The sequence below is a fragment of the Thalassospiraceae bacterium LMO-JJ14 genome (assembly GCA_021555105.2).
In the GTDB taxonomy this organism is placed as follows: Bacteria; Pseudomonadota; Alphaproteobacteria; order Rhodospirillales; family Casp-alpha2; genus UBA4479.
Genome location: CP134604.1, coordinates 2,952,501 through 2,967,911, shown reverse-complemented (window position 1 = coordinate 2,967,911; position 15,411 = coordinate 2,952,501). Strand labels below are relative to the sequence as shown.

General features: G+C 59.5%; 15 protein-coding genes and 1 rRNA gene (1 of these 16 cut by a window edge). 13 read left to right on the top strand and 3 right to left on the bottom strand.

The annotated features are described in order from the left end of the window. Positions 1-20: 20 nt before the first annotated feature. The 3 genes from folP (at position 21) to thiD (ending at position 3,169) form a co-directional block, all read left to right on the top strand. Entirely contained in the window at positions 21-860 is an 840-nt protein-coding gene (folP, locus tag L2D14_14020) for a dihydropteroate synthase (GenBank protein ID WNJ98978.1), read from the top strand. Positions 861-1,000: 140 nt separating this feature from the next. Beyond that, complete coding sequence (glmM, locus tag L2D14_14015; protein WNK01687.1) at positions 1,001-2,344, top strand: phosphoglucosamine mutase; 1,344 nt, start codon at positions 1,001-1,003, stop codon at positions 2,342-2,344. Between the two features lie 18 nt (positions 2,345-2,362). Beyond that, entirely contained in the window at positions 2,363-3,169 is an 807-nt protein-coding gene (gene thiD / locus L2D14_14010; GenBank protein ID WNK01686.1) for a bifunctional hydroxymethylpyrimidine kinase/phosphomethylpyrimidine kinase, read from the top strand. Between the two features lie 10 nt (positions 3,170-3,179). Here the strand turns inward: thiD and L2D14_14005 are convergent, their stop codons facing one another. Then, positions 3,180-4,583 (bottom strand): PLP-dependent aminotransferase family protein, encoded by a 1,404-nt coding sequence (locus tag L2D14_14005; protein WNJ98977.1) that lies wholly within the window; start codon positions 4,581-4,583, stop codon positions 3,180-3,182. A gap of 149 nt (positions 4,584-4,732) precedes the next feature. Here L2D14_14005 and L2D14_14000 point away from each other — a divergent pair, with 149 nt between their 5' ends. The 9 genes from L2D14_14000 to L2D14_13960 all read left to right on the top strand — a co-directional run bounded on the left by L2D14_14000 (position 4,733) and on the right by L2D14_13960 (position 12,328). Beyond that, positions 4,733-4,918 (top strand): DUF1127 domain-containing protein, encoded by a 186-nt coding sequence (locus L2D14_14000; GenBank protein WNJ98976.1) that lies wholly within the window; start codon positions 4,733-4,735, stop codon positions 4,916-4,918. A 42-nt stretch (positions 4,919-4,960) separates the two neighbouring features. Next, positions 4,961-5,902, top strand: a complete 942-nt coding sequence (locus tag L2D14_13995; protein WNJ98975.1) for a DMT family transporter — start codon at positions 4,961-4,963, stop codon at positions 5,900-5,902. A 1-nt stretch (position 5,903) separates the two neighbouring features. Next, a complete protein-coding gene (locus L2D14_13990) occupies positions 5,904-6,866 on the top strand; it encodes a threonine dehydratase (protein ID WNJ98974.1) in 963 nt (320 codons plus the stop codon). A 122-nt stretch (positions 6,867-6,988) separates the two neighbouring features. Then, complete coding sequence (locus L2D14_13985; protein WNJ98973.1) at positions 6,989-7,705, top strand: alanyl-tRNA editing protein; 717 nt, start codon at positions 6,989-6,991, stop codon at positions 7,703-7,705. A gap of 26 nt (positions 7,706-7,731) precedes the next feature. Beyond that, the gene (locus L2D14_13980; protein WNJ98972.1) at positions 7,732-8,802 is read left to right on the top strand and encodes a tartrate dehydrogenase; all 1,071 of its coding nucleotides are present in this window, start codon (positions 7,732-7,734) and stop codon (positions 8,800-8,802) included. Positions 8,803-8,805: 3 nt separating this feature from the next. Then, a complete protein-coding gene (locus tag L2D14_13975) occupies positions 8,806-9,588 on the top strand; it encodes a PhzF family phenazine biosynthesis protein (protein ID WNJ98971.1) in 783 nt (260 codons plus the stop codon). Continuing rightward, on the top strand, positions 9,585-10,073 hold the full coding sequence (locus tag L2D14_13970; GenBank protein ID WNJ98970.1) for a GNAT family N-acetyltransferase: 489 nt from the start codon (positions 9,585-9,587) through the stop codon (positions 10,071-10,073). Before L2D14_13975 ends, L2D14_13970 begins: the two co-directional genes overlap by 4 nt. A 64-nt stretch (positions 10,074-10,137) precedes the next feature. Beyond that, positions 10,138-10,725, top strand: a complete 588-nt coding sequence (locus L2D14_13965; GenBank protein ID WNJ98969.1) for a hypothetical protein — start codon at positions 10,138-10,140, stop codon at positions 10,723-10,725. Between the two features lie 199 nt (positions 10,726-10,924). Next, the gene (locus L2D14_13960; protein WNJ98968.1) at positions 10,925-12,328 is read left to right on the top strand and encodes an SHOCT domain-containing protein; all 1,404 of its coding nucleotides are present in this window, start codon (positions 10,925-10,927) and stop codon (positions 12,326-12,328) included. A 6-nt stretch (positions 12,329-12,334) separates the two neighbouring features. Here L2D14_13960 and L2D14_13955 read toward each other — a convergent pair whose 3' ends face one another. Further along, positions 12,335-13,111, bottom strand: a complete 777-nt coding sequence (locus L2D14_13955; GenBank protein ID WNJ98967.1) for an alpha/beta fold hydrolase — start codon at positions 13,109-13,111, stop codon at positions 12,335-12,337. A gap of 15 nt (positions 13,112-13,126) precedes the next feature. Continuing rightward, a complete protein-coding gene (locus tag L2D14_13950) occupies positions 13,127-14,491 on the bottom strand; it encodes a peptidoglycan DD-metalloendopeptidase family protein (GenBank protein WNJ98966.1) in 1,365 nt (454 codons plus the stop codon). A 729-nt stretch (positions 14,492-15,220) separates the two neighbouring features. Between L2D14_13950 and L2D14_13945 the strand changes: the two genes are divergently transcribed. Further along, positions 15,221-15,411: ribosomal RNA gene (locus L2D14_13945) — 16S ribosomal RNA — on the top strand; it runs 1,311 nt beyond the window's last position.

The window sequence follows — 15,411 nt, the reverse complement described above, 5'->3', positions numbered from 1 at the left end:
CGGGTGAGGGGAGTCTCTAGGTGCCCGAACCTTTGACGTTTGCCGGCCTGACGCTCGACCGCCCGCGCCTGATGGGGGTGGTCAACGTGACCCCTGACAGTTTTTCCGACGGCGGTGATTTTCTCGATTCCCGGGTTGCCATTGATCATGCCCTGAAACTGATCGACGACGGTGCGGATATCCTCGATATCGGCGGTGAGTCGACGCGCCCCGGTTCCAGGCCGATCACCATCGACGAGGAATGTGCACGTATCCTGCCGGTCATCGAAGGAATTTCGAATACCGGTGTCCTGATTTCCGTCGATACCCGCCACGCCGATGTGATGCGCCGGGCCATCGATGCCGGGGCTTCCATCGTCAACGATGTGACGGCCCTGACGGGCGATCCGGAAAGTGCGGCGGTCTGTGCGGGGAGCAATGTCGATGTCGTGCTGATGCATATGCAGGGCACCCCGGAAACGATGCAGGACAATCCGACATATGAAGACGCGGCACTGGATATACTCGATTACATGCGCGACCGTCTTGAGGTGCTGGAAGAAGCCGGCCTGGCGCGCTCAAGAATCAGCATCGACCCGGGCATCGGTTTTGGCAAGAACCTGCATCACAACCTGCGTATCCTGTCCGGCATAGATGCATTTCACACGCTAGGCGTCCCGTTGCTGTTAGGGGTGTCGCGGAAAAGCTTTATCTCGAAAATCGACCGGGATGTTCCCGCCAAGGAACGCGTAGCAGGATCGATCGCCGCCGCCATTGCCGGCTGGGACCGGGGCGTGCAGATCTTCCGCGTGCACGATGTCGCCGAAACCCGTCAGGCACTTGCCGTGTGGCAGGCCATCGAGGAAGCCGAAGACCTGTAAAGGGAGCCTGATTTAGCGGTTTAAAAGCCTTTATCTGTGCGATTACAGGCCATAAACGCTTCGGAAACCCTTTTCTTTGCATAATTATCGATTATGACTTGGGATATGCGGAGCCAGGGAATTACATGGACGGATCACCAATGACGCGAAAGTACTTCGGCACCGACGGTATTCGCGGCCGCGCCAACCGCCACCCGATGACGGCCGAGGTGGCTCTCAGGCTTGGCATGGCGGCGGCACTGCAATTCCGCCGTGGCAATCATCGCCATCACGTCGTTATCGGTAAGGATACGCGACTGTCAGGTTACATGATCGAGCCGGCGCTGACGTCGGGCTTCGTTGCCATGGGAATGGACGTTGTGCTGGTCGGGCCGATGCCGACCCCGGCAGTGGCGATGCTGACCCGTTCGTTGCGTGCCGATCTCGGCGTCATGATCTCGGCGTCGCATAACCCTTTCGAGGATAACGGCATCAAGCTGTTCGGGCCCGATGGCTACAAGCTTTCCGATAAGGTCGAAGCCGAAATCGAAGCCAAGATGGACCGCGATCTGTCCGTTGATCTGGAACCCGCCGACATGCTCGGCCGCGCCCGACGGCTGGACGATGCGCGCGGCCGCTATACGGAATATGTGAAGCAAACATTCCCGCGCGGGATGCGGCTCGACGGTCTGAAGGTGGCGATCGATTGTGCCAACGGCGCGGCCTACAAAGTCGCTCCCGAGGTGCTTTGGGAACTGGGTGCGGAAATCAGCAAGATCGGCGTTACGCCTGACGGCACCAACATCAACAAGGATTGCGGTTCGACGCAACTGGACGCGCTGCAATCGCAGACGGTTGCGGCGGGGGCGGATATCGGACTGGCCCTTGATGGCGATGCCGACCGGTTGATTGTCTGTGACGAAAACGGCCGTGTTATCGACGGCGACCAGATCATGGCGCTGATTGCCCATGACTGGCATATGACGGGGCGGCTCAAGGGTGGTGGTGTCGTGGCGACGGTGATGTCGAACCTCGGCCTTGAGCATTTCCTGAACGGTATGGGGCTTGATCTCAAGCGTACCCCGGTCGGCGATCGTTATGTCGCGGAAACCATGCGCGCGGAGGCTTATAATCTTGGCGGCGAACAGTCGGGGCATCTGATCTTTGACGATTACGCGACCACCGGCGACGGTCTGATCGCAGCACTCCAGGTGCTTGCGGTACTGGTTGCATCCAACAAGCGGGCGAGCGAAATCTGCGACAAGTTCGTGGCCCTGCCGCAATTGCTCAAAAACGTCAGCTATAACGGCGGCTCGCCTCTCGAAGCGGCCAGCGTCAAGAAGGCGATTGCAGATGCCGAGGCCAGCCTCAGCGGGTCCGGCCGTATTCTTATTCGCAAATCCGGCACCGAACCCCTGATCCGCGTCATGGCGGAAGGGGAGGATTTGACGCTCGTCGAGTCCGTCGTCGACGGCATTTGCGTGGCAATTTCCGAACAGGCTTAGGAAGACAGCATGGCCGAAATGAAAGGCCGGGTTCTCATAATTGCCGGTTCGGACAGTGGCGGCGGTGCCGGTATTCAGGCGGACATCAAGACCGTGACCGCGCTCGGCGGCTTTGCCATGACGGCGATTACGGCGCTGACGGCGCAAAATACCCTTGGCGTTCACGACATCTTCGAGATCCCTGAAGACTTCGTCGCCAAGCAGATGCGGGCCGTACTTGAAGACATCGGCGCCGACTGCATCAAGATCGGTATGCTGCATCGCGCGGAAATCATTGAAACGGTTGTATCGCTTTTAGCCGAACTGGTTCCGGGCGTGCCGGTTGTTGCCGATCCGGTGATGATTGCCAAGGGGGGCGCGTCCTTGCTTGCGGATGCGGCACAGGATGCGCTGAAAACAAAGCTGCTGCCGGCCGCCACCTTGATCACGCCGAACATTCCCGAAGCGGAAGTGCTGAGCGGTATATCGATCAACAGCGTCGACGATATGTCGCGTGCCGCGGATGCACTTCTGGTGTTGGGACCGGATGCGGTGCTGGTCAAGGGTGGGCATCTAGAAGGGACGGATATCCTTTGCGACCACCTGGCGACGTGTGACAGCACCTGGGCTTTCGAGGCAGAACGGATTCATACGCCGAACACTCACGGCACCGGCTGTACGCTGGCGTCGGCAATCGCCTGTGGCATCGCCCAGGGGCTGCCGATGGCCGATGCCGTCAATCGTGCGCAAGCCTATGTGCTGGCGGCGATCCGCACCAATCCGGGTTTCGGCTCGGGGCATGGGCCGCTTAATCACGCCGTTACTGTTGCGGACTTCAAGGGATAAAAGGGCCCCGTCAGGCGATGACTGGTGTGCCCGCAACCGGGCCACGAAGAATATCGCGGACAGTTTCGACGCCCTGACGGACCTCGTCGCGGGTGCGGCAACTGCCGACGCATAACCGGATGGCATGCGGGGCCTGCTGGCGTCCGAACACGAAGCTGTCGCCGGAAAGGAAATAGATGCCCCGGCGTGCCGCCTGATCGCGAACCGCTTCCGCCCGCCAAGGATCGGGCAGTTCCAGCCAGATCTGATAGCTGTGTTTATGCCCGCGAATGCTGAATTCCCCCAGCGCATCGACGGCGATTTCCATGCGGGCTTCTGCTTCAGCGCGTTGCCACCGTATCATTTCGTCACCCGTGCCGTCGGCAAGCCAACGGGTTGCGACTTCGGCCATCAGCGGTGGCGTCATCCATGTCGACATGCGTGCGACCGAGCGGATGGCGTCCGTCGCCCCCGGTGGCGTGGCGATGTAGCCGATCCGAAGACCCGGCGACATAGCCTTGGAAAGTCCGGTCACATGAATCACCTGATCGGGGGCATAAGCCGCAAGCGACGCTGCGCGGTCTGTCGGCAGAAACCCCCATATGTCGTCTTCGATGACCAGAAGATTGTGGCGCATGATGACGTTGGCGATATCGCGTCGGCGCTGATCGGACATGACGGCCGTCGTCGGGTTTTGCACGGTCGGGACCATGTACGCGCAGCGTGGGCGGTGTTCGAGAATGGCTTTTTCCAGTGCATCGGGGCAAACGCCCTCGTCATCGATTTCCACCGGCGCGAGCTTGAGACCCAACTGCGACGCGATATGAATGATGCCGGGGTAGGTGATGCTTTCGACGAGGAGGGTGTCGCCGGGGCGGGCAATCGCCATGGCCGCGACAAGGATCGCATGCTGCGTCCCGTTGGTCAGCGTCAGGCAATCGGTGTTCGTCTCGACGCCGGTGCGCGCGACCCAGTCCACGCCCCCCTGGCGGTGCCGTTCCAGTCCGGAATGGGCCTGATAATCCATCAGTTCGCCGCACAGGGACGTGTCCTTGGATATTTCGCGAATGGTCTCGGCAAGGTAAGTGCCGCCATCGCCCAAAGGCGGGACGGCCATACTAAGATTGATGCCGTTCTCACGCGACCCGCCATATGCGAAGGCGCGGGGAGTCTGTGGCTGCGGATAGCGGCCATTGCCCTTGATATAGGTGCCGCGCCCGACCTCGCCGCCGACGAGACCGCGCCGCTCTGCTTCCTGATAGGCACGTGACACTGTTCCCAATGTCACGCCGAGGTCATAGGCCAGATTACGCATCGGCGGCAATTTTGTGTCTGCCTTCAACTCACCTTCCTGGATGGCATCGTCAATGGCATCTGCGATGCGCAGGTACTTGGCGCCCTTGCGTTCGGTGATATCTGGAAGCCAATTTGTCATGGGAACAATTCCTATATTGTATCAAATTTATTGTCAATATATTAGACACAATAAGCTTGAGACAAGGAAACAAAGCTATGAAGAACTTAAATTGTAACGGAACAATGCAGGCCCCCAGATGGTCTTTGGACAACAGCGGGTGGCGTGCGATGCGGCGAGTTGCACCGGCACTTGCCGAAGCCGCAATGGCGCATTTCGTGACCCAGTGTGAATGGCAGCAACGCGCAGAAATGCGTGCGCGGATGGCCCGGCTTGATGACCGCATGCTCGATGATGTCGGACTGAACCGCGAACAGGTCGATGCCGAAGCCGCTAAACCGTTCTGGAAAGCGTAAATTGCGTCCGGTGACGGGATCGGCATTGAAAGCAGTGGCGGGATGGCGTCTCATCTCGGCATGACAACGACGACGCAACCGGGTCAGGTGTCGGCGGCAGCTTTCGGGCTTGCCGCCTTCGCCGTCTTATCGTGGGGGATCACGCCTGCACTGACGGCGTTTCAAGTGTCGGAAATTCCGGCCTTGCAGGCGGGCTTGATGCGCTCGGTCCTAGCCGTGCCGGCGGCCGTTGCGTTTATCTTTTTCCTGCGGCTCCGCTTGCCGGCCGACAAAGCGACATGGAGTTGGCTGCTTTTGGCCGGCTTCGCGGCATTTTGCGGATTTCCGATCCTGTTTACGCTGGGTGTGTCGCGGACGGCAACATCGCACGCGGCGCTGATCCTTGCCTGTATGCCGGTGGTGTCCGGCGCGATGGCGGCCATGCTCGACAGACGCATGCCGCGCCGCGGCTGGTTCGCGGGCGCCACGCTGGCGATGGCCGGCGAGACGATCCTGATCACGTCGCGTGACAGTACCGGCGTTGCGACTCTCGGCGGTGATCTGCTGTGCATTGCGGCGGCGGTTATTTCCGGCAGCGGCTATGTCGCAGGCAGCCGTGCGACGGCCAAGATAGGGACCTGGTCGACGACCTTCTGGGGGGTTGCGATTGCCGGGTTGGCGCAGGTGCCGTTGCTGATCTGGCTGTCGCATGACTTTGCCTGGGGCGGGTTGACGTATGTCGGTTGGGGATCGACGCTGTATTTGGTCATGTTCGCGACCGTCCTGGCGTATGCGGCGTGGTACTGGGCGCTGAATCACGGCTCGGTGGTGCGTATCGCGCCGGTGCAGTTTGCACAGCCGGTGGTCAGTCTGGTTTTCGCCGTGCTGCTGTTGAGCGAGGCGATCACATTGCCGATTGTGTTTTCGACGGCGCTGATCCTCGGCGGTATTGTGCTGGCCAGCCGGGCGCAGCGTGTACCCGCTGCCGTTAAAGAGAGGAATTAAAATGCCCGTCATACCTTTAAGAGACATCGAGGCCGCCGCCGAAGTGGTTTACCGGCATATGCGCCCGACGCCCGAGATATCATGGCCGCTTTTGAACGCGCGCATCGGTGCCGAGGTTATCGTCAAGCACGAGAACCATACCCCGATCGGGGCTTTCAAGATCAGGGGCGGGCTCAACTACCTGACGCTGCTGAAGCAGGCCGAGCCGGATTGCCCGGGCGTGATCACCGCGACCCGTGGCAATCATGGGCAGTCGGTGTCACGCGCGGCGACGGCGATGGGGATGCGTTCGGTCATCTATGTGCCGCACGGTAATAATCCCGAGAAGAATCTGGCGATGCAGGCTTATGGTGCCGAGTTGATGGTACACGGCGATGATTTTCAGGAAAGCCGCGAGGAAGCCGGGCGTGTGGGCGCCGCCGAGGGCCTGCACATGATCCCGCCGTTTCATCCGAATCTGGTCGCGGGTGTCGGCACCTATGGGCTGGAGTTGATGCGCGCGCATCCCGACCTGGATACGATCTATGTGCCGATCGGGATGGGATCCGGCATCTGCGGCCTGATTTCGGTCCGCGACGGGCTGGGCCTGAAGACCAGGATCGTCGGTATCGTCGCCGACAAGGCGCCGGCCTATGCCCTGTCGTTCGAGAAAGGTGCGCCGGTCGAAACCAACGATGCCGCGACGTTCGCCGACGGTGTGGCGTGCCGCAGCCCTGACCCTGAGGCTGTCGAGATCATCAACGGCGGTGCGGAGCGGATCGTGCGCCTGGCCGAGGACGAATTCCGTGCCGCGATGCGGGCCTATTTCTTCGACACTCACAATATTGCCGAAGGTGCCGGGGCCGGACCGCTTGCCGGTTTGCTGCAGGAAAAGGACAAGATGGCCGGCAAGAAAGTCGCCGTGATTCTTAGCGGCGGCAACGCCGACAAAGAGCAATTTCTGCAGGCGATGGCCGGGGAATGACACGGCACATGCAGCCATTCTATATTGTCATTCCCGCGCACGCGGGAACCCAGGATTACGGATGCCTTGGATCCCCGCTTTCGCGAGGATGACGAGTAGGGGTTTACGACAAAGGGAATTCAATGACCGAAGAACTGTTCCGCGAAGATTCTTATCTGAGAACCTGTGACGCCATGGTCATAGCAGCAGATGACAGCGGTATCGAACTCGACTGCACGATCTTTTATGCCATGGGGGGCGGTCAGCCCGGCGATACAGGCGTGCTCAGAACAGCCGATGGACGTGAAGTGGCGATTCAGAACACCGTCAAGGACCGCGAGAGCGGCAGGCATCTGCATATCCCGGACGAAGGCGCCCCGGCGCTTGTTGCCGGCGATAAAGTGACGTGCGAAATCGACTGGGACCGGCGCTATCGTCTGATGCGGATGCACTCCGCCCTGCACCTGTTGTGCGCCGTCGTCGACGGCGGTGTCACCGGCGGGCAGATCGGTGAGGAAAAAAGCCGTCTCGACTTCGACTTGCCGGATACCAATATCGACAAGGAAGGCATTGAGGCGCATCTCAACAAGCTGGTCGACGAAGCGCACGCCATGGGCCATCGCTGGATCACCGACGATGAAATGGCGGCAAACGAGGATCTCGTCCGCACCATGTCCGTCAAACCGCCGATGGGCGCGGGACGGGTAAGGCTGATGGAAATCGACGATGGTGTCGATCTGCAGCCGTGCGGCGGGACGCACGTCGCCAATACATCAGAGATCGGTGCGCTGCGCGTCGGCAAGATCGAGAACAAGGGCAAGCATAACCGGCGCATCAATGTGCACCTTATCAATCCGTGAATAAAAAAACCTGAGGGGAAAAATACGTGAGTACCAACGCATACAAGATCGCAGTCGTTCCGGGTGACGGCATCGGCAACGAAGTCGTTCCGCCGACCTGCCGGATTCTCGAAGCCGTCGGCCGTAAGCATGACATTGCCTTCAGCTTCGACGAGAAGGACTGGAGCTGCGAGCGCTACCACAAGGAAGGCGCCATGATGCCGGAAGACGGCCTTGCCGATATCGCCGGTCATGACAGCATCCTGTTGGGCGCCGTCGGCTATCCCGGCGTGCCGGATCACGTGTCGTTGTGGGGGCTGTTGATTCCGATCCGCCGCGAATATCAGCAGTATGTTTCACTGCGTCCCGTGCGCCTGTTCGAGGGCGTGCCGTGTCCGCTTGCCGGACGCAAGCCGGGCGATATCGACATGGTCATCGTGCGTGAAAACAATGAAGGCGAGTATTCGGAAATCGGCGGGCGCATGTATCGCGGCACCGCAGACGAATTCGTCTCGCAGCAGTCGATCTTCACCCGCAAGGGGACGGACCGGATCATGCGCTATGCGTTTGAACTGGCCCGCACACGGCCCCGCAAGCATGTGACGTCGGCGACGAAATCGAACGGAATCATCCATTCGATGCCGTATTGGGATGAACGCTTCGAGGCGATCTCGGCGGAGTACCCGGACATCGAAACGGCGAAATTCCATATCGACATTCTGGCGGCACGGTTCGTCACCAGCCCGGACTGGTTTGACGTCGTCGTCGGCTCGAACCTGTTCGGCGATATTCTTTCCGATCTTGGGCCGGGAATTACAGGTACGATTGCGATCGCGCCCAGCGGGAACATCAATCCCGAGCGTGAACATCCGTCGATGTTCGAGCCGGTGCACGGCTCGGCCCCGGATATTGCCGGACAGGGGATCGCCAACCCCATCGGTACGGTGTGGTGCGCATCCATGATGCTGGATCACCTGGGGCATGGAGAGGCGGCGGCGGACATGATCCGGGCCATCGAAAACCTGCTCAAGGGTGACGGGCCGAAAACCCCGGATATGGGTGGCAATGCTTCGACCGAGGATATGTGCCGCGCCCTCGAGGCGGAGCTTGGGAACTAAAAGATGACGACGATCCCGTTGTATCAGCTCGATGCTTTCACCGACCGGCCGTTCGGCGGCAATCCGGCGGCGGTGTGTCCGCTCGACGAGTGGCTGCCCGATGACGTCATGCAGTCGATCGCACTTGAAAACAACCTGTCGGAAACCGCGTTCTATGTGCCGGAGGGAAACGGGTTTCGACTGCGCTGGTTCACCCCGGAGATCGAGGTCGATCTGTGTGGTCACGCGACGCTGGCGACCGGCGCCTTGATCCTGGAGAAACTGGATACGGCGCGTGAAGAGGTCGCGTTCGAGACCCGCAGCGGCACACTCGGCGTTAGGCGAAACGGCGACATGCTGGTGATGGACTTCCCGGCCCTTGCGGCCAGCGATGCCCCTGTGCCGGATGGCCTGGAAGAGGCGCTTGGCGCGAGCCCGGTACGGTTTCTCCGTGCGGTCAAGAATATGGCTGTATTCGAAAAAGAGGCGGACGTGCTGGCCATCCGGCCGGATTTCGATTTCATCAAGCAGATGGATGGTATGGGTCTGATCATCACGGCGCCGGGCGACAGTTCTGACTGTGCATCGCGCTATTTCGCACCCCACGCCGGTATCAACGAAGACCCCGTGACCGGCTCGGCGCACTGCACCATCGTGCCGTATTGGGCGGATATTCTGGGCAAGGATACAATCCATGCCCGGCAGGTCTCGGCCCGATCCGGCGATCTTTACTGCCGTATGTCCGGCGCGCGGGTGGAAATCGGCGGCAAGGCGCGGCTTGTGGTCGAGGGGACGTTCCGATTGTGAGCACCAAGGCATCGTTCGACATCAGGCCTGCCCGGTCCGATGCGGACATGGCGCACACGCGCGAAATGTTCGTCGAATACCAGCAATGGCTGGGCGTTGATTTGTGCTTTCAGGATTTCGAAAATGAAATCGCGAACCTGCCGGGCAAATACGCGCCGCCGGGCGGCGATATATTTATCGCACGGGATAACAGTGACGTTGCCGGCATCGTTGCCGTCAGGCCGGTGGGAAACCAGGATGACAAGCTTTGCGAAATGAAGCGCCTTTATGTACGCGATCAATGGCGCGGTCAGGGGCTGGGCCGCACGCTTGCCGAACTGGCGCTCAGCTTCGCTGAAAATGCCGGCTACCGGCGCATGGTCCTGGATACCCTGTCGCAATTGAAAACGGCCAGGGACATGTATCTGCGCATGGGCTTTTTGGAAACCAAAGCTTATTATGATAATCCGCTGCCAGGCGTGGTTTACATGGAAAAAATCCTCTAAGCTCCGTACTAATACGAATAAACGGCATCATTAAATTGCCGTATTGTGCTCCAAGGATGTATTTATGAAATATCATGGGTTTTTGAAATCGGCACTTTGTGCCGTTGTGGCTGTTGCCGTTGTGATAGCGGCTCAGCCGGCAACAGCGATTGCCGATCAGTTGAAATTGAAGCGCACTTTCGGACTTCGGGGCAGTGGCGAATCGCATGTTCAGATGCGGTCCATGCTGGCGCCGGTCAAACGCAGCGCCAAAAGCCGGTCCACCTCCAATATTCCCGTGACACCGGTTCTCACCGTGATCTCCAAGGACAAGGTCGGCTATGTTTGCACTCTGGGGCCGCGCATCAGTGATGCGTTGCTGCGTGCATGGTACGAAAAGCCGATGGTCATCAGCTATATTTTCGACCCCGATAAAACCAAGGAAAAGATATACCGGATTTCCAAGACGACCGAGCAGCAGGCCGAGGATAAGCGCCTGATCGATGCCATTAACCAGGCGCTCGGCGATGAATTGATCACCGATATTCTGGTGATCAAAGGAACCCGCCAAATGGGCGGCGGTGCGATGTCAAAGCTGCCGTTTGCCAGCTTGCTCGGCTGTGCGGAGCTTGAGAACAGCGCGCCGGCGGAAGAACCGAAAAAGTCCCACTAACGGAACAATCACCGAAAAATACCGCTTAATACATTTTTCTTGTGATTTTTTAACCAAAGATTAGTATTTTAGTACTGCCTCCACGGCTATATCTGGTGGAGGCCGCTAGGTATTGTGGGCTTGAAGCTATTTGCGCATAACGCGCGTCGGCCCGCCAAAATACGTCCGGGTATACGACCGGTTACGAATAGGGGGCGGCATGACCAAGAGAACAGGACGCTTAATCAAGAAGATCGTGCCATTGTGTGTGGCTGCCGGTCTCCTGAGCGGTTGCGCCGTGTTCGACGGCAATGTGTTCGAAGAATCTTTCTGGGCTTCGAGCCCGTTCAAGAAAAACGATCAGGCGGAACTCGGCCTCGCTGAGATGGCGAAGGGGAATTACGTCACTGCCGAAGGATTTTTCCAGCGCGCTCTCAAGGCCAACTCCCGCGATATCCATGCGCTTCTCGGATCGGGCATTCTTTACCAGAACACCGGTCAACTGGTGAAGGCGCGTGAAATGTATGAAGCCGTTCTGGCGATCCGCCCCGATGACAGCGAGCAGTTCGTGGTCTGGAATGAATTGACAACGCGCCCTGCGTCGCAGGTGGCGAGCGTCAATTTGTCGCTGCTGGAAACCGGCGGCACGGCGCAAGCGGCGATGAGGTCCGGTATGAACAGCGTGCCGATCGGCGCCGCACCGCAGGGTGACGTGATGCTGGGCCGTACCAGCACCGAAGTCGCATCGACGCCGATGTCGATGAACACACCCGCTGCGCAGGGCGGCATGCAGATGGAATCGCCGAGCATGATCGGCGGTTTCCAGGGGGGCGATTCGAACGTCATGTCCCGATTTGCGACGCTGAAGGCGCTACGTGATCAGGGGCTTATCACACAGGATGAATATAATCAGCGCCGCCAGTCGAGCATCGGCGCGTTGCTGCCGTTGACATCACCGCCGCCGGCGGCGGGACTGGACCGGCCGGTGCCGACAACCGAACAGATTTCTGCACGCTTGCGGGCCATCGGCCGTGCGCTTGAAATGCGTGCGATCAGCGTTTCGCAGCATTCCGCCGAGCGGAACATGATCCTTGATGCGATGATGCCCTCGGCGCCGGTTATGGTTGCCGAGCCGACGGCGCCGCCGCGTGGGCTGATGGAAGGGGCGGACGCTATCCGCCGTCTCGAAAAGCTGCGCGATGCGGGCTACATCACGGCGGATGAATATGCCCGTGAGCGTCAGGCCATCGAACTTTCCGTGCAATCCGCAGCCGGTCCGGGACAGCCCGCGGGGACAATGGCCAAGGCTGCACCGGCGCCCGAGGCTCAGCCGATGGCGGCCAAGGCAGCACCCAAGCCGTCGGGGCCGCAACCCGCGGTGCACCTGGCGTCCTACAGATCGGCCAAGCAGGCGGAGAGCGGCTGGCTGCAGATCAAGCGGGCGCACGGCAATGTGCTGGGGAGCCTCGATCACGAGGTCAGCCGCGTGACGCTCGGCAGCAAGGGCACGTATTACCGCCTCAAGGCTGGGCCGTTGCCGTCGGTTTCCGAAGCGAAGTCGCTTTGCTCGCAGTTGAAAAAGCGCCGTCAGTTCTGTGACACCACGGTGATGAACGACGGCTGACCGGGTCTAGGTGCTTTTCACGAAGTCGCGGATGTGACGGATGACGTCTTCCGGTTTCTCGGCGTGCACCCAGTGTCCGGCATCGGCGATTTCAGCGTGCACCGCCATTGGAAACAGGCTGTCGATGATCGGCATGTGCGCTTCCGAGACGAAATCTGATTTGCCGCCGCGCAGAAACAACGTCGGGCCGTCGTAGGGGGCTCCCAGCCCTTGCGGATAATCCAGAATGTCCGCGAGACCGTTTTCAATGGCATCCAGATTGACCTGCCATTTCATACCTGTCTCGTCCTGCCCCAGATTCTGTAGAAGAAAGGCGCGGATACCGGGGTCCGGGATGGCGTCCTGTAAGTACTTTTCGGCTTCGGAACGGCGCGCCAGTTCATCAAGCGGCACGCCTCGCATGGCATCGATATAGGGACGGTGCGAATGTCCATAAGCAACCGGGGCGATATCGACGACCATCAGGCCGCGCACAAGGCTGGGCTCGCTCTGCGCCAGCGTCATTGCCGCCTTGCCGCCCATGGAGTGGCCGACGACCACGCAGGGACCGGCATCCAGATCGCCGATGAGCCGCGCCAGGTCGCCGGCCATGGCCGGGTAGGTCATTTCATCGTCCCAGGGACTATCGCCGTGATTGCGCATGTCGGCGGTTACGATGCGCGCGCTTTCGGCCAGACGTTTCTGGATCGCCTGCCAGTTGCGGCGGCGACCAAACAGACCGTGCACAATAATGACAGGTGTGCCGTCGCCAAGGTCACTGGTGGAAAGTGCAAGGGCGCGCATCAGAAGGGAGATCGCTTAATTGCTGTTTGAGGCGGCGACTTCGGTGCCTTTGAGCGATGCCAGAAGACGATCCTGCACTTTGCGGTGCTCAAGGAACTTGGCAAGCTCTTTCCCTTCCAGGGTGCGCCCGGACGGCATCTTGACGCGCAGTGGGTTGGCCTGTTTGCCGCCGTTCAGGACCTCGTAATGCAGGTGCGGGCCGGTCGAGCGCCCGGTGGTGCCGACATAACCGATAATCTGCCCCTGCTCGACGCGTTTGCCGCTGCGGACGCCACGCGCGAACCCCTTGAGGTGTGCGTAGGCGGTCTCGAACGTGCCGTTGTGGCGGATCCGGATGTAATTGCCATAACCGCCCTTGCGTCCGGCAAAGGCAACGGTGCCGTTACCGGCAGCGTAGATCGGTGTGCCGGTGGGGGCTGCGAAATCGACGCCCTTATGCATCCGGGTATAGCCGAGAATCGGGTGTTTGCGTTTGCCGAAGGTCGACGACAGGCGCGCGCCGTCGATCGGGGTACGCATCAGCGCCTTTCGGGACGCCTTGCCGGATTCGTCGAAATAATCGACGGTGCCGTCATTGAGTTCATGGCGGTAGATATTGATCCGCTTGCCGCTCAACGTCAGGGCGGCATAGGTCACGGCGCCGTTGTAGACGGATTTGCCGGATTGATCGAGAACGCGCTCGTACATAACTTCGAAGCTGTCGCCGGTACGGATATCGCGCTGGAAGTCGACGTCCCAGGATAGCAGCCGGATCATGCGGGCAATAATGACGGCGGGCACTCCTGCATCGCGACCGGCGACATATAGACTGTTTTCGATTTTGCCTTCGGCATGTACCGGTGTCCGTTCAAGTTCCTTGGCGTGCTGCTCGGCACGGAAATCGCCGTCGGCGGTGCGGGCAACGCGAACTTCGGTTTTGTAATCGGGCTCGATGGCGAAGCCGATGAAGGTGTCGTTCTTGGTCTGTGTGCGGGCATCGACGGAGAGCGGCGCGCTCTCGAACGTCAAAGTGACATCCTGGCCGCGGCGGATGCGGCGTGGATTATAATATTCGGACAGCGCCTTAATCGCGTAATGCGCGTCGGTTCGTTCGACGCCGGCGCCGACAAGCAATTCCGCAAGAGTGTCGCCACGGCCGATTTCAATACGCTGGTTATAGATCGCCGGCTGCGCCGGGACGATGCTGGCGCGATGCGGTGCGACCGGGCGGCGGGTCTGCAGTGTTGCCGCGGCAGCCGGGTTGCCGAGCGAGATCGGCGCCATGGACATGGTGTCGGCTTCCGTCAGATCTTCGCCGATATCGAGCTGAAGCACATTCAATGCGAACAGCAAGGCGACGCTGGAGGCCGCTGCAAGGATGAAAATGCCTTTATTCTTCATAGCTTATGCTTTTGCCCCAAGAATCCCTCAAGAATCATATCAGCCGCCTCACCGAAGCGGTGTGCCGTACTATTTACAGGCCGTATCTTGCTGTTGCGTGTATTTGCCCAGGGCCCGCCTTATTGATTATCACCAAATTGACCCGCCCCGGTCCTGCCTGTCAAGCGGTTTCAGGGCGATTCTGTCAATGGAATCAACTATATCGGGTTCAGATTAACAAACAGTTGCGCAAGATCGGGGGGCGTTCTTTCGAGTACGGCGGGGCGCTTGTTGATTTTTTTTAAGGAAAACTTTTATTATTTCAGCTTCCAGTGCATCTCGATGCGGATTAAAATATTTATTATCAATGAGTTAAGGCGTATTTTGGGGAATATGAAAAAGATTTGACAGTATCGATGCTGAGGGCCTATAACCCCGTCTCTCGCGGGGCGTTGGATCTTCTTCCGACGCCCCGCGAGACGCGAGAGTGCCGCTCTAGGCTTTCTCGTGAGCGTTTCGGGCTTAAATCCAGGCGCACGCTGATATACATTGTGAATACGGAAGAGATACGTGGGCGGCGGCTTGTTGTTCATCGAGGACATCTTATGGAGTTTGTCTTCTCACGTATCGGAACTGCTTTTTGGCGTTGTTGCTTCTTTATTGGAGTGATGGCGGTATTGAGCAGCCACGATTGTGCGAGGACAGGTTCTTGTCGGTTTTCGGTGTCTTGCTTGCAGGGCATCGGCAAATCAACTTGAGAGTTTGATCCTGGCTCAGAACGAACGCTGGCGGCATGCCTAACACATGCAAGTCGAACGAGGTCCGGAGCTTGCTCCGGGTGCCTAGTGGCGAACGGGTGAGTAACGCGTGGGAACCTGCCCTGGAGTGGGGAACAACCTTTGGAAACGAAGGCTAATACCGCATACGCTCTACGGAGGAAA

Coding starts and splice junctions, on each gene's coding strand:
- glmM (WNK01687.1), top strand. CDS start 1,001: ATGACGCGAAAGTACTTCGGCACCGACGGTATTCGCGGCCGCGCCAAC.
- L2D14_13950 (WNJ98966.1), bottom strand. CDS start 14,491: ATGAAGAATAAAGGCATTTTCATCCTTGCAGCGGCCTCCAGCGTCGCC.
- L2D14_14000 (WNJ98976.1), top strand. CDS start 4,733: ATGCGGCGAGTTGCACCGGCACTTGCCGAAGCCGCAATGGCGCATTTC.
- thiD (WNK01686.1), top strand. CDS start 2,363: ATGAAAGGCCGGGTTCTCATAATTGCCGGTTCGGACAGTGGCGGCGGT.
- L2D14_13965 (WNJ98969.1), top strand. CDS start 10,138: ATGAAATATCATGGGTTTTTGAAATCGGCACTTTGTGCCGTTGTGGCT.
- L2D14_13960 (WNJ98968.1), top strand. CDS start 10,925: ATGACCAAGAGAACAGGACGCTTAATCAAGAAGATCGTGCCATTGTGT.
- L2D14_13975 (WNJ98971.1), top strand. CDS start 8,806: ATGACGACGATCCCGTTGTATCAGCTCGATGCTTTCACCGACCGGCCG.
- L2D14_13955 (WNJ98967.1), bottom strand. CDS start 13,111: ATGCGCGCCCTTGCACTTTCCACCAGTGACCTTGGCGACGGCACACCT.
- L2D14_13995 (WNJ98975.1), top strand. CDS start 4,961: ATGGCGTCTCATCTCGGCATGACAACGACGACGCAACCGGGTCAGGTG.
- L2D14_13985 (WNJ98973.1), top strand. CDS start 6,989: ATGACCGAAGAACTGTTCCGCGAAGATTCTTATCTGAGAACCTGTGAC.
- L2D14_14005 (WNJ98977.1), bottom strand. CDS start 4,583: ATGACAAATTGGCTTCCAGATATCACCGAACGCAAGGGCGCCAAGTAC.
- L2D14_13990 (WNJ98974.1), top strand. CDS start 5,904: ATGCCCGTCATACCTTTAAGAGACATCGAGGCCGCCGCCGAAGTGGTT.